At 69.4% G+C, this 13,925-nt stretch carries 12 protein-coding genes; 6 read left to right on the forward strand and 6 right to left on the reverse strand.

Translation table 11 applies throughout. From position 1 onward, the window contains the following. Positions 1-136 precede the first annotated feature (136 nt). The 5 genes from ACT53U_RS06265 to ACT53U_RS06285 form a co-directional block, all read right to left on the reverse strand. Positions 137-1,219 carry a glycosyltransferase gene (locus ACT53U_RS06265; RefSeq protein WP_476153569.1) on the reverse strand — a complete coding sequence of 361 codons (1,083 nt, stop codon included), beginning with the start codon at positions 1,217-1,219 and terminating at the stop codon, positions 137-139. 182 nt (positions 1,220-1,401) lie between these two features. Then, positions 1,402-1,992: a TetR/AcrR family transcriptional regulator gene (locus tag ACT53U_RS06270; protein WP_476153570.1), complete on the reverse strand. Its 591-nt coding sequence runs from the start codon at positions 1,990-1,992 to the stop codon at positions 1,402-1,404. Between the two features lie 184 nt (positions 1,993-2,176). After that, the gene (locus ACT53U_RS06275; protein ID WP_476153571.1) at positions 2,177-2,896 is read right to left on the reverse strand and encodes a cysteine hydrolase family protein; all 720 of its coding nucleotides are present in this window, start codon (positions 2,894-2,896) and stop codon (positions 2,177-2,179) included. Between the two features lie 150 nt (positions 2,897-3,046). Then, a complete protein-coding gene (locus tag ACT53U_RS06280; protein ID WP_476153572.1) occupies positions 3,047-3,496 on the reverse strand; it encodes a DNA polymerase III subunit chi in 450 nt (149 codons plus the stop codon). Positions 3,497-3,545: 49 nt separating this feature from the next. Further along, complete coding sequence (locus ACT53U_RS06285) at positions 3,546-5,045, reverse strand: leucyl aminopeptidase (protein WP_476153573.1); 1,500 nt, start codon at positions 5,043-5,045, stop codon at positions 3,546-3,548. Positions 5,046-5,446: 401 nt separating this feature from the next. On the opposite strand from ACT53U_RS06285, the gene ACT53U_RS06290 reads away from it, so the two are divergent. The 6 genes from ACT53U_RS06290 (at position 5,447) to rsmA (ending at position 13,247) form a co-directional block, all read left to right on the forward strand. Then, a complete protein-coding gene (locus ACT53U_RS06290; protein WP_476153574.1) occupies positions 5,447-6,658 on the forward strand; it encodes an LptF/LptG family permease in 1,212 nt (403 codons plus the stop codon). Continuing rightward, a complete protein-coding gene (gene lptG / locus ACT53U_RS06295; RefSeq protein WP_476153575.1) occupies positions 6,655-7,749 on the forward strand; it encodes an LPS export ABC transporter permease LptG in 1,095 nt (364 codons plus the stop codon). Before ACT53U_RS06290 ends, lptG begins: the two co-directional genes overlap by 4 nt. Before the next feature lies 1 nt (position 7,750). Further along, positions 7,751-10,264: an LPS-assembly protein LptD gene (locus ACT53U_RS06300; protein WP_476153576.1), complete on the forward strand. Its 2,514-nt coding sequence runs from the start codon at positions 7,751-7,753 to the stop codon at positions 10,262-10,264. A 133-nt stretch (positions 10,265-10,397) separates the two neighbouring features. Then, positions 10,398-11,351, forward strand: coding sequence for a SurA N-terminal domain-containing protein (locus tag ACT53U_RS06305; RefSeq protein WP_476153577.1), 954 nt, complete (start codon positions 10,398-10,400; stop codon positions 11,349-11,351). Between the two features lie 7 nt (positions 11,352-11,358). Then, complete coding sequence (pdxA, locus tag ACT53U_RS06310; RefSeq protein WP_476153578.1) at positions 11,359-12,393, forward strand: 4-hydroxythreonine-4-phosphate dehydrogenase PdxA; 1,035 nt, start codon at positions 11,359-11,361, stop codon at positions 12,391-12,393. Further along, the gene (gene rsmA, locus ACT53U_RS06315; RefSeq protein WP_476153579.1) at positions 12,393-13,247 is read left to right on the forward strand and encodes a 16S rRNA (adenine(1518)-N(6)/adenine(1519)-N(6))-dimethyltransferase RsmA; all 855 of its coding nucleotides are present in this window, start codon (positions 12,393-12,395) and stop codon (positions 13,245-13,247) included. Before pdxA ends, rsmA begins: the two co-directional genes overlap by 1 nt. 6 nt (positions 13,248-13,253) lie before the next feature. On the opposite strand, the gene gmk is transcribed toward rsmA, so the two are convergent. Continuing rightward, on the reverse strand, positions 13,254-13,925 hold the full coding sequence (gene gmk / locus ACT53U_RS06320) for a guanylate kinase (RefSeq protein ID WP_476153580.1): 672 nt from the start codon (positions 13,923-13,925) through the stop codon (positions 13,254-13,256).

Here is a 13,925-nt window from a genome sequence, read left to right on the forward strand (position 1 = left end):
GTCGCGAATTTGTACTTTCGGTCGGCTTCGCCGAGACACGACGCGAAGAAAAATCGACTACGATCCATGCAGTCAATGCATGTCGCAATTTGCGAAATTCTGATTTTTTGGAAATCCGTGGCGATCGCCGACGGTTTCAGCGCAGCGGGCCGGCGATGACGCGCTCGAACAGCACCTCGTAGCGGTCGACGGCGGCGTCGACGGAGAATTCGCCGGCGCGTGCCATGCGCGGCGCGGGGTCGCCGGGATCGGCGAGACTTGCGTCGAGCGCGCGGGCATAGGCCTCGACATCGCCCTGCGGCACGATGACGCCCAATCGGGGATCGTCGAGAATCTCGGTCGGGCCGTCGCAGGCGGTGGCGACGACGGGAAGTCCGTGGGCGAGCGCCTCGACCACGACGTTGCCGAAGGCCTCGACCTCCGACGACAGCGCGAAGCAGCGCGCCCGGCCGTACCATTCCCAGGGGGCGGCGACGTAGCCGGGCAGTTCCAGCCGATCGGCGACGCCGAGACGGGTCGCCTCGGCGAGGATCGCCTCACGCTCCGGGCCGGCACCGAGGATGACGAGACGGGCCTCGCGATCGCGCATCGCGGCGAAGGCACGGACGAGGAAGGGGAAGCCCTTGACCGCGACGAGGCGGCCGACGCCGACCACGATCTTGTCGCGGCGGGCAAGCGCCTCCGTCGTCAGGCCGGGATCGGTGCCCTCGACGGCGATCGGGTTGTAGATGCGGACGCAACGGGTGGCGACGGCGTGCCAGCGCTCGATCACGTTGCGACGCAGACCGTCGGAGACACAGACGGTGGCGAGCGACCACCAGGTCCACAGCCGCGCCAACACGAAGTGCAGGAAGCCGAAGAGCCGCGATTCGTTGGCGAGATAGCCGTGGAACGAGGTCACCACCCGGCGGCGGCCGAAGGGCAGCGAGGCGAGCAGCGCCTTGATGTCGGAACCGCCGATCGCCGAGATCACCAGTTCCGGGTCGGTCTCGGCGATCAGCGCGCCGAGCGCCAGCACCGAGCGGAAGTGGCGGACGCCGAGCACCCGCACCTTGACCTCGGGCGCGATGAAGCCGCGGTTCTCCGAGGCGTCGAAGTCGAGCGCCAGCGTCACGTCGTGGCCGCGGCGCGCGAATTCGGAGGCGAGAACGGCCCAGACCCGTTCCGCGCCGCCGCCCGACAGCGATGTCGTGTAGAAGACCAGTCGACGCCGGATCATCGTCCCCGCCCGGGAGGGCGCCTCGTGCATGCCGCGTTGCGCGACGGGCGGCGATCCGATGGCTCGGTGGCTCAGTCGACCCGTACGAGATCGAATCTAATCCGCTGCCCGGCGCGCCACAACGGCGAAGCACGACGCGTCGCTATCGATTCGAATTGTTGGTTTCCGTTTCATGCTCTCGATCAACGACCGGCGAGGAAGGTGGCGACCAGACGGCGGGCGAGATCGGCCGGCGGCGTGGCGGTGACGAAGCCGAGCTTGTTCTTCTGCGCGAGCGCGGCGATGCCGTGGACGGAGGCCCACAGCACCTCGACGTCGGCGCGCGCCGCCGCCGGATCGCTGCCGCCGAGGAGGGGCGCGGCGACCGCCGCCACCGAGGCGACGAGGCGTTCGATGCGCGCGACGTGCCAGGCGGGCGTCGGGCGGTCGTGGCCGGGTTCGTGTTCGAAGACCAACGCCCATATGCGCCCCTCGCGCTCGGCGAAGGCGACGTAGCGCAGGGCGATCTCGATCAGTGCCGCGGCAGGATCGGCCGGGAGCGGCGGGCCGAAGAGCGCCGCCTGCATGTCGTCGACGACGGAGGCCGCGACATGCAGCACGAGGTCGTCGAGATCGACGAAGAGATTGTAGAGCGAGCCGACCGAACAGCCGAGTTCGCCGGCGACGCGGCGGGCGGTGAGCGCCGGGATGCCGCCTTCGGTCACCGCGGCGCGGGCGGAGGCGACGGCGCGGGCGCGCATCTCGTCGTGGTCGTGGGGCATGCGGCGGGGCATCGGCGGGTCCTCTCGAGGCCGCCATCATGGTGAGCGCCGTTCACCACCGCAAGGGGCGAAACGGGCGCCGCACTCGGGAGACGGCGCCCGTTCGGGGGACCCGCGACGCGGTGGGAGGGTCGTCGACTGCGTCGCGGGGCGGTGCGTCCGAGCCGGCTCGGGGGAAGAGCCCGGACGCCCGGTCTCAGAGCCCCATGGCCTTCAGCGCCTCGGCGGTGGTCAGCACGCCGTTGGCGATCATCGAATAGTCGACCAGCGCCGCCTTGTAGGCGTCGGCGCCGGGGGCACCGACCGCGTCCTTGACCACCCAGACGCGGAAGCCGTTCTCCATCAGCGCGCGCATGTGGCTGTCGACGCAGAGGTTGGCGACCATGCCGCCGAGCACCACCGTGTCGATGCCGCGCGAACGCAGCTGATAGACGAGGTCGTTGCTCTCCGGGCCGTACATCTTGTGCGGCGCCACGACCACGGTCTTGCCGTCGTGGATGTAGGGCTTGTAGCGGTCGAAGAAGTCGGCGCCGGAGCCCTCGAAGCCCTTGGGATCGTTGAGAGCGGCGCGATGCAGCGCCTTCATGTCGAGGAGCTGGCGCTGCAGCGCGCCGGCGTTCTTCCAGGTGCCGTCGAGCTCGGTGTAGATGAGCGGATCGACCGCCAGCGTCATGCCGATCTTCTTGGTGCCGGCCATCAGCTTCTCGATGTTGTCGACCGTGCCGAGCTCGGCGAGGTTCTCGGCGAGCAGCTTGTTGAGCTTGCCCTTCTCCGAGAGGAACTCGTTCTGCGGATCGGTGATGAGGACGGCGGTGTGTTCCCTGTCGAACTTCGGCAGGGGGGGGTCGCCCGCCATCGCCGCGGTGGCGAAGACGACCGGAAGGGCAAACGCGACGGACTGGAGCAGCTTCTTCATGACGTGACCTTTCGCTTGGCTCACCGGACGCGGCCGTCGCCCGGCATGCGGAAAGGTCTAGGCCCGTCACCCCTCGGCGGGATGTGACGGAAGTTCCGGTTGGAAATCGACTTTGGTGGCGCGACCGAGGGTCGCGGCAAGGCGGAGGGCTCAGCCCTTCTTCGCCCAGCGACCGCGTTCGTCCTGGATCCAATAGGTCGGGGCGACGCCCGCCGCCTTGACGGTCTTCCAGTTCCCGCGCGCGTCGACGAGGGCTTCGGGGTCGTTGCCGTCGAAGAGGAAGACGAGGCGCTGGTAGACGGTCCAGTCGCCCGGCGGCGTAGCGCGGTCGACGAGGAAGCGCACCGCGGCGCCGTCGGCCGGATCGGCCTCGGCGGTGAGCCGGACGGCGGTCTCGGTCAGTTCCTCCGGGCGGATGCCGTGGGGCAGGAAGCCGTCGTCGGAATAGGCCCAGAGATGGGCGTCGAGCGCGTCGCGGCGCTCGACCGAGCCCGCCTGCACCACCGTCTTCCAGCCGCGTTCCAAGCATTTCTCGAGCAGACCCGGCAGGGTCTCATCGAGGCTGCGGGTCTGGAGATGGTAGAAGAGGACTTCGGTCATCGCGGGCTCCGAGGGGGCCGGGAGGCGGAGACCGCCTCCCGAACCGACCTCACTTCTCCCAGTGGTCGGCGACGAGGCGGTCGAGCAGACGCACGCCCCAGCCCGAGGTCCAGGCCTTGTTGAGGTCGGTCGCCGGCGAGCCCATCGCCGTTCCGGCGATGTCGAGGTGGGCCCACGGCACGTCGCCGACGAAGCGCTTGAGGAACTGCGCCGCGGTGATCGAACCGGCGTCGCGGCCGCCGGTGTTCTTCATGTCGGCCCAGGTGCTGTCGATCAGCTTGTCGTACTCGGGGGCGAGCGGCATGCGCCACACGGTCTCGCCGGTGGCGAGGCCGGCGGCGGTGATGTTGCCGGCGAGCGTGTCGTCGTTGGAGAAGAGGCCGGCGTTGATCTTGCCGAGCGCGATCAGGATGGCGCCGGTCAGCGTGGCGAGATCGACGATCGCCGCCGGCTTCACCTTCTCCTTGACGTGCCAGAGCACGTCGCAGAGCACGAGACGGCCCTCGGCGTCGGTGTTGATGACCTCGATCGTCTGGCCCGACAGCGACTTGACGATGTCGCCGGGGCGCTGGGCGCCGGCATCGGGCATGTTCTCGACGAGGCCGATGGCGCCCACCACGTTGGCCTTGGCATGCCGCGCGGCGAGCGCGTGCATCAGGCCGGTGACGACGGCGGCACCGCCCATGTCGCCCTTCATGTCCTCCATGCCGGCGGCCGGCTTGATCGAGATGCCACCCGAATCGAAGACCACGCCCTTGCCGACGAAGGCGATCGGAGCGGCGTCCTTGTCGCCGCCGTTCCAACGCATGACCACCACGCGCGGCGGACGCTTGGAGCCCTGCGCCACGCCGAGGAGAGCGTTCCAGCCGGCCTTCTTCATGTCCTTCTCGGTCAGGATCTCGATCTCGACGCCGAGCTTCTCGAGCTTCTTCGCCCGCTCGGCGAATTCCTCGGTGCCGAGCACGTTGGCGGGCTCGCAGATCAGGTCGCGGGTCAGCGTGACGCCGTCGGCGATCGCCTCGCCGCGGGCCTTCCAGGCCTTCTTGGCGGCAGCGTGGGCGGCGAGCGCCACGGTCAGGGCGAGTTCGACCTCGGGTTCGTCGTCCTTCTTCTTCGCCTTGTAGCGATCGAAGGCATAGGCGCGCATGCGGGCGCCGAGGGCGACGTCGACGGCCTGCGCCGCCTCGACGGCGACGGCGTCGGCACGTTCGAGCAGGATCGTCGCGGCGGCGGCCTTGAGCTCGACCAGCTTGCCGGCGATCACGCCGCCGAGGCGCAGCCAGTCCTTCTCGACCCATTCGGCCGGCTTGCCGATGCCGACCAGCAGCACGCGGTCGAGCTCGGTGCCGACGGGCGCGACGACGTCGAGGGTGGCGAAGCCCTTGCCCTTGAAGGCGGCCTTGGCGACGGCACGGCCGATCGCCCCGCCGATCGCGGTGTCGAGGGCGGCGGCCGTCGGCGACAGGACCAGATCCTCGGCGACGAGGGCGACGAGGACGCCGGAGGCGGGAGCCTTCGGTTCGGCGAACGAGATCGAGGGACGAGACATCGAGGCGACACTCCTGGGAAATCGACGGGTCCGACGCGAGCGGCCGGAGAGAAGTCCGCGGCCGAAGGTCGGCCGGAGAGACGAGATCGGCCGGAAATCCGGTCGGGAGGCGGCGTCGCACCGCGGAACGGGCGACGGGTTCGAGGGAATGTGGCGCGCGCAGGCCTCCGGGGCAAGCGTCTCGCCGCGGATCGGAGCGCAGTTCGCCGACACGGGAAAGTCGGGTTTGCCTCGTTAACCATGTTTACAAGTGATGCGTTAGGCATTCTCGGCGTTTGATCGATCCTTGGGGACAGACGACGTTCCGGGGTGAACATGCCGCGCGAAGCGGTTATGTCGTCTCGGTGGAGGCCGCGGCGCGTGATCCGTGCCGGCGGACGGTGGAGGACGAACGGAAGAGAATGAAGCTCGTCGAGCGCTACATCTTCCGTCGTGCGGCCGGCGCCTTCCTGATGTCGCTCGGGGCGCTGATCGGCGTCGTCTGGGCGACGCAGGCGCTGAGGCAGATGAACCTCGTGACCGCCAAGGGCGCCGCACTTCTCACCTTCCTCAAGATCACCGCCCTCGCCCTGCCCTTCCTGACGATCGTCGTCGCGCCCTTCGCGCTGTTCATCGCCTGTCTCCAGACACTGAACTCGGTCAATTCCGACAGCGAGCTCGTCGTTCTCAACGCCTCCGGCGCGTCGCGATTCGTCGTGCTGAAGCCGCTGCTGGTGCTGGCCGGAGCCGTGGCGGCGACGATGATGTTCCTCTCGGTGTGGGGCTCGCCGACCTCGCTCCGCGTGCTGCGCGAGAACCTCGCCCGAATCAACGTCGACCTCGTCGCCAACATCGTCCAGCCCGGCCGCTTCATCTCGATCGACAAGAACCTCACCTTCCACATCCGCGCCCGTGCGCCGGACGGCTCGCTCGGCGGACTGTTCGTGGAAGACGCGCGCGATCCGGCGGTGTCCTTCACCTACATCGCCGACAAGGCGTCGATCATCGAGATGTTCGGCAAGACGCTGCTCGTCATGCGCGACGGCGTCATCCAGCGGCGCGCCACCTCGGACGGCAACCTGTCGCTGATCGACTTCCAGTCCTATGCCTTCGACCTGTCGGCGCTGACGCCGACGACCTCGGCGCCGGTCTTCCGCCCCTCCGAGCGCTCGACGGAGGAATTGTGGACGGCGGGTGGGCCGAAGCCCGACGACTATGCCCGCAACAATGGCGGCCGGCTGCGCTCCGAGCTGCACGACCGGCTGACCCAGCCGTTCCTGCCGATCGTCTTCGCGCTCTTCGCCTTTCTGGCGCTCGGCGACGCGCGCACCACGCGCGAGAATCGCGGCCTGCCGATCATCGGCGCGATCGTCGCCGTCGGCGTGCTGCGCGGCCTGCATTTCGCCGCGACCTCGGCGGCGGGCGCCTCCGACGCGGCGCTGGCGATCCTGTGGGTGCTGACGCTCGGGACGATCGGCTGGTGCGTCTTCGTGGTGGCGACCGATCGCCGCGTCGAGGCGCCGGCCTTCGTCGACCGGGCGATCGACGCCGTGGGCGAACGGGTGTCGGGCCTACTCGGCCGGATCGTCGACAAGCTCGGCCTCTCCTCCAACCGTGAGGAGGACGCGCCGTGATCGGACCGACGCTCGGACGCTATTTCGCCAAACGCACCTTCCTCGCGGTGGCGTCGATCTTCGCCATCGCCTTCCTGATCGTGCTCCTGTTCGACTTCCTCGACATGGTCCGCGCCAACATCGACCGGCCGAGCTTCCGCTGGGGGACGGCGCTCGCCGCCTCGCTGTTCCGCGTGCCGGCCTTCTCCGAGCAGGTGCTGCCCTTCGCCACGCTGTTCGGCATGATGGCGGGGCTGCTGGCGCTGTCGCGCAAGCTCGAGCTGGTGGTGGCGCGCGCCGCCGGCATCTCGGTGTGGCAGTTCCTCGCCCCGCCGATCGCCGTGGCGGTGGCGCTCGGCATCGTCGCGACCGTCGCCTACAACCCGCTCGCCGCCCATCTCAAGGGTCGGTCGGAGGAGTTGCAGGCCGAACTCGCCGGCAACGCCCAACGGCGGTCCGAAGACAACGCCCGCGAGGTCTGGCTGCGCCAGAGCGGCGGGGACGGCGAATCGATCGTCCATGCCCGTCAGGCGACCCGCCGGGGTCTGCACCTGTCGGGTGTGACGATGCAGGTCTTCGACGCGCGCGGACACTTCCAGAGCCGGATCGAAGCCGCAGAGGCCGACCACGAACCGGAGGGCCGCTGGCGTCTCTCCGACGCCGTCGTCGCCCGTCCGGGCGAGGCGCCGGAGCATCACGACACCTGGTTCGTGGCCACCCGGCTGAAGGCCGAACAGATCGGCGAGAGCCTCGTCGAACCGGACACCGTGTCGTTCTGGGCACTGCCGTCCTTCATCGAGACGGCGCGTGCCGCCGGTCTTCCGGCGTTCCAGTTCGAGCTTCAATATCAACTGCTTCTCGCCAGACCGCTGCTATTGGTCGCAATGGTCCTGATCGCCGCTACGGTTTCCTTGCGAGTGTTCCGGTTCGGCAACATAGGACGCATGATTCTCGGTGGCGTCGCGTCCGGCTTCGTGCTTTATGTCGCCGGAGAGGTGGCTCGGGGAATGGGAGGCGTGGGAATCGTCCCACCTGTCCTGGCCGCCTGGACACCGGCTGTGGTCGCATCTTCGATCGGTTTCACGATTCTGCTTCACCAGGAGGACGGCTGACATGACCCGCACCGTCCTCGACGGTAGAACCGTGTCGATCGTCGCCCGCCGGTCGGCCCGCCTCGCGGCGGGCGTCTCGACGATTCTTCTCGCGTTGCTCCTCGCCGGTCCTGCGACCGCCGCCTCGTCCAAGGCGACGGGCGGATCGCTGAACGTCGCGCCCAAGATCTCCGCGCCGAGCCTGCCGCCGGGCGACCGCATGGTGCTCGAGGCCGATCAGGTCGTCTACGACGACAAGGCCGACACGGTGACGGCGATCGGCTCGGTGGCGATCTACTATCGCGGCAGCGTGCTGACGGCCCGCCGCGTCGTCTACGTCCGCTCGTCGCAGCGCGTCGTCGCCGAGGGTGACGCCCGTATCGTCGACAAGGACGGCAACGTCATGACGTCGCCGAAGATCGACGTGACGGAGGGCTTCTCCGACGGCTTCGTCGAGTCGCTGCGCATCGACACGATCGACCGCTCTCGCTTCGCCGCCGAGAGTGCCAAGCGCTCCGGGGGCAACAAGACGGTCTTCGAGAAGGGCGTCTATTCGGCCTGCCAGACCTGCGTGAACGAGCCCGACAAGCCGCCGTTCTGGCAGATCAAGGCGGCCAAGATCGTCCATGACCAGCAGGAAAAGACGATCTACTACGAGGACGCCAAGCTCGAGCTCCTCGGCACGCCGATCGCGTGGGTGCCCTTCTTCATGCACCCCGATCCGTCGGAGCGGCGCAAGACCGGCTTCCTGCTGCCGCGCGTGATCAATTCCAATTCCCTCGGTCTCGGCGTGCAGGTGCCCTTCTACTGGGCGCCGACGGCGGACTGGGACGCCACCTTCTCGCCGGTCGCGCTGTCGCGGCAGGGCGTGCTCGCCGACGTCGAGGTGCGCCATCGCATCGACGCCGGCCTGATCACCGCGCGCGGCTGGGGCATCTCGCAGATGCATCCGGAGGCCTTCGTCGCCACCTCGGGCGATCGTCGCGAGCGCGGCGCCTTCAACACCACCGCCACCTTCTCGCTCTCCGACAAGTGGAGCTGGGGCTGGGACGTGACCGCGGTCACCGACCGCCGCTTCCTCGACCAGTATCACCTGACCACCAGCGCCCAGGACCGTTCGATCTCGACGGTGTTCCTGCGCGGCGAGGGGACGAAGTCGTGGTTCGAGGCGCGGGCCTATCGCTTCACCGTGCTGAACGACGACAACCCGCTCGATTCGGCCGGCAACAACATGCTGTTCGGCGCCGGCACCCAGCTGCAGGACAAGCAGCCGGTCGTCCATCCGGTCGTCGACTGGGACAAGGTCGCCGACAATTCGGTGCTCGGCGGCGAGCTCTCGGTCAAGGCCAACGTCACCAGCCTGTCGCGGTCGAAGACCGACATCGATACCGCCGGACGGGTCTACGGCATCGCCGGCACCTTCTCGCGCGTGTCGGGCATCGTCGCGTGGCGGCGCCAGTTCATCGATCCGTTCGGTCAGGTGTTCACGCCGTCGGTCAATCTGCGCGGCGACGTCTTCTACAATCACACGAACGACCCGCGCGCGGTCGGCTTCGTCACCGACGGCACGCTCGGCCGCGTCACCCCGACCGTCGCCTTCGACTATGCCTATCCCTTCGTGATGGGCACGACGATCGGCGCCCACACCTTCGCGCCGATGGCGCAGCTGGTGCTGCGGCCGAACGAGCAGTGGTCGGCGCGCCTGCCCAACGAGGACGCGCAGAGCGTCGTCTTCGACGACACAACGCTGTTCCGCGCCGACAAGTTCTCCGGCTGGGATCGCGCCGAGGGCGGCACGCGCCTCAACGTCGGCGGCCGCTATTCGTTCCACGGCCCGGCCGGCGGTTCGATGTCGGCGCTGTTCGGCCGCTCCTACCTGCTGTCGGGCACCAACTCCTTCGCCTATCCGGGCTACGACCAGTTGATGTCGGAAGCGGCGGCGGGTCGCGCGGTGCCGCTGACGGCCTTCGGGTCGGGTCTCGAGACCAACGTCTCCGACTGGGTCGGCGGCCTGGCGCTCGACAGTTCGATGGGCTTCCGGGTCGGCGCGCAGGCGCGCCTCGATGCCCGCAGCCTCGCCCTGCAGCGCTCCGACATCCAGGCGTCCGGTGCCTCCGGCCCGCTGGCCGCCTCGGTCACCTGGGCCTACAAGCGGACACCGCGGCAGATCTTCGACCTGCTCGACTCCTATGCCGCCTCCGGCGCCTTCGGCACCACGCCGGTCGCCATCCGCAATTCGCTCAAGGCCGACCGCTCGGAGATCCAGACCGCGGGCAACCTGCGTCTGTCGCCGACCTGGCGCCTGTTCGGCGGCGTGCGCTACGATCTGGTCGACCGGGCCATGGCGGGCGCCAACGGCGGCATCGGCTACGACAACGACAGCTTCTCGATCTCGCTGGCCTATTCGGAATCGACCTATTGGTCGGTCGATTCCGGCGTGCTCAAGCAGATCCACGACCAGACGATCTTCCTCCGCTTCGGCCTGAGGACGTTGGGCGACGGCAGTCTGTCGAACAGCCTCGCCTCGTCCAACTGACCGAACGGCGGATCGACCATACATCCGCCATTTCCGCCTTGCAGGAAGACGGTCGGACCCGCAGACTTGCGCCTCGCCGGCAGCCATCGGCCGCCGGCGCACGTGTTGCGTATCGCCCCGAGGGAAGCATTCGATGTCGAAAGCCCGCCGTTCGTTCGCCGTCGCCGCCGTGATCGCCGCCCTGATCGGCGGCCCGATCGCCGCGACCGCCCCTGCCCGGGCGGCGTCGCAGATCCGCGTCGTCGTCAACAACGAGCCGATCACCTCGAACGAGATCGCCGAACGCGCCCGTCTGATGCAGCTGACCTCGCGCACTTCCGCCGCCTCGGTCGAGCGCATGGCGATGGAGGAGCTGATCGACGACAAGCTGAAGCTCCAGGAAGCCAAGCGCGTCGGCGTCTCGGTCTCCGACGCGCAGGTCGAGGCCGCCTTCGCCTCGATCGCCTCGCGTCTGAAGATCACCCCGGCACAGCTCGCCCAGGGCCTCGGCCAGCGGGGCATCAACCCGAAGAACCTCAAGGACCGTCTGCGCGTCCAGATCATCTGGCAGCAGCTGGTCGTCGGCCGCTTCAACCGCACCGTCCAGATCTCGGATTCCCAGGTCGTCGACGCGCTCGCCAAGAAGGAAGGCACCTCCAAGGCGGATGCCGGCAAGAGCGACGGCAAGACCACCGAATACACGCTGAAGCAGGTCGCGCTGCTGATCACCAAGGGCGGCAACGACGGCGCTCGCATGAAGGAAGCCGAGGCGCTGCGCGCCCGCGTCACCACCTGCGACGGTCTGGTCGACGCGGTGAAGAGCGTGCCCGAAGCGCTGGTCAAGAACCTCGGCAAGCGCACCGCCGAGGAGCTTCCCGAACAGTTCCGCGGCCTCATCGCCGACGTCGCCGTCGGCCACCTGTCGAAGCCGCAGCGTTCGCCGGTCGGCATCGAGATGGTCGCGGTCTGCGAGAAGCGCGACCTGTCGGGCGACTTCCAGATCCGCAACCAGGTCGAGGACGAGCTGCGCGCCAAGGAGGGCGAGGTCTTCGCCCGTCGTTACGTCAACGATCTGCGCCGCATCGCCATCATCGACTATCGCAAGTGAGGCTGTCTTGGCCGAGCGTCCCGCGGGCGGCCACCGCCCTCCCCTCGCGCTGACCTGCGGCGAACCGGCGGGCATCGGCCCGGACCTGACGGTGCTGGCCTGGACCCGTCGCCACACCTCCCGCCTACCGGCCTTTCTGGCGATCGGCACGGCCGATCTCTTCCGCCGTCGCGCAGCCCTCCTCGGCCTCGACGTTCCGATCGAGGTCGTCACCCCGGAAGAGGCGACGGAGGTCTTCGAGCGCGCCCTGCCGGTACTCGACCTCGGCCACGACGTGCCCGGCGTGCCGGGTGTGCTCGACGTACGCGACGCGCCGCTGGTGGTCGCCGCGATCGAGACGGCGGTCGCGCTGGTCGGCGCCGGACGGGCTTCGGCGATCGTCACCAATCCGCTCAACAAGCACGCGCTCTATGCGATCGGCTTTTCCCACCCCGGCCACACCGAGTTCCTCGGCGCCCTCGCCGCGACCATCGCCCCGCCGCCCGACGGCGTCGCCTGGCGGCCGGTGATGATGCTGGCGGGGCCGGAGATGCGCACCGTGCCGGTGACCGTCCACGTCTCGCTGGCGCGCGCCGCCGCCGAGCTCGACGCCGACACGATCGTCGCGACCGGCCGCATCGTCGCCCACGACCTCGCGACCCGCTTCGGCATCGCCCGACCGCGCCTCGCCGTCGCCGGCCTCAATCCGCATGCCGGCGAGAGCGGCGCGATGGGCCGCGAGGACATCGAGGTGATCGCCCCCGCCGTCGCCCGGCTGAAGGCCGAGGGCATCGACGCGCGTGGGCCGCTGCCGGCCGACACGATGTTCCACGCCCGGGCGCGTGCGACCTGGGACGCGGCGCTCTGCGCCTACCACGATCAGGCGCTGATCCCGGTGAAGACGCTCGCCTTCGACGAGACGGTCAACGTCACCCTCGGCCTGCCCTTCGTGCGCACCTCACCCGACCACGGCACGGCGCTGGACATCGCCGGCAAGGGCGTGGCGCTGCCCGAGAGCCTCGAGGCAGCGCTGCGCATGGCCGCCGCCATGAGCGACGCGTGATGGCCCAGATCGACGACCTGCCGCCGCTGCGCGACGTCATCGCCGAGCATCAGCTCTCGGCGCTGAAGTCGCTCGGGCAGAACTTCCTGCTCGACCTCAACCTCACCGCCCGCATCGCGCGCGCCGGCGGGCCGCTCGCCGACACGCTGATCGTCGAGGTCGGCCCCGGTCCCGGCGGCCTGACGCGGGCGCTGCTGGCGGAAGGCGCCGGCAAGGTGGTGGCGATCGAGCGCGACCGGCGCTGCATCGCGGCGCTCGCCCAGATCGCCGAGCGCTATCCCGGCCGGCTGCACGTCATCGAGGGCGATGCGCTGGAACAGGACATACCGGCGCTGGTCGCCGAGCACGGTTTCGGCCGCCCCGCCCGCCTCGTCGCCAACCTGCCCTACAACGTGGCGACGCCGCTGCTGGTCGGCTGGCTGCGCGCCGAGCCATGGCCGGCGTGGTGGGCGTCGGCCACGCTGATGTTCCAGCGCGAGGTCGCCGAGCGGATCGTCGCTACGCCCGACGACGACCACTACGGCCGCCTCGGCGTCCTCGCCGGCTGGCGGACCGAGGCGCGGATCCTGTTCGATCTCGCCCCCTCCGCCTTCACGCCGCCGCCCAAGGTGACGTCCTCGGTGGTGCGGCTCATTCCGCGCGAGACGCCGCTGGCGGTCGATCCGGACGTGCTGGAACGGGTGGTCGCCGCCGCCTTCGGTCAGCGCCGCAAGATGCTGCGCCAGTCGCTGAAGGGGCTCGGGGTCGAACCCGCCGTCCTGCTCGAGGCCGCCGGCATCGAGCCGACGCGCCGGGCCGAGGAGATCGACGTCGCAGGCTTCGTGAGAATCGCGAATGCGCTGAAGGGGCGGTGAAGCCCCTCACCCCTCCGTCAGCAGCCCGTCGACGAAGCGATCGAGGCCGGTCTGGCGGAAGCGCTTGAGGCGTTCGGTGCGCAGGATGGCGCGGATGTCGTCGTAGGCGCGCGACAGATCGTCGTTGACGATGACGTAGTCGAAACGGCGCCATTCGGCGATCTCGACCTTGGCGTTCTCCAGCCGCTTGGCGATCACCGCCTCGGCGTCCTCGGCGCGGCGGTGGAGACGGGCGGCGAGCTCCTTCATCGACGGCGGCAGGATGAAGATCGCCACGACGTCGTCGGGCAGCTTCTCCTTGACCTGGACCGTGCCCTGCCAGTCGATGTCGAAGAGGACGTCGCGGCCGTCGGCGAAGGCCTCTTCCACCGCCTCGCGCGGGGTGCCGTAGAAATTGCCGTGGACCTCGGCCCATTCCAGCAGTTCGCCGCGCTCGCGCAGGCCCTGGAAGCGGTTCTTCGGGATGAAGTGATAGTGCACCCCGTCGATCTCCGAGGGGCGGCGCTCGCGCGTCGTCACCGACACCGAGAGCGAGATCTCGCGCTCCTGCTCGATCAGCAGGCGCGACAGCGTCGACTTGCCGGCGCCCGAGGGCGAGGCCAGCACGAGGCCGAGGCCGCGGCGGCCGGTGGTGGGAGTTCCGGGCATCGACGAGGCGGGCTTGGGGGCGGCGATCAT

This window comes from Pinisolibacter sp. DMC19, from assembly GCF_056313985.1.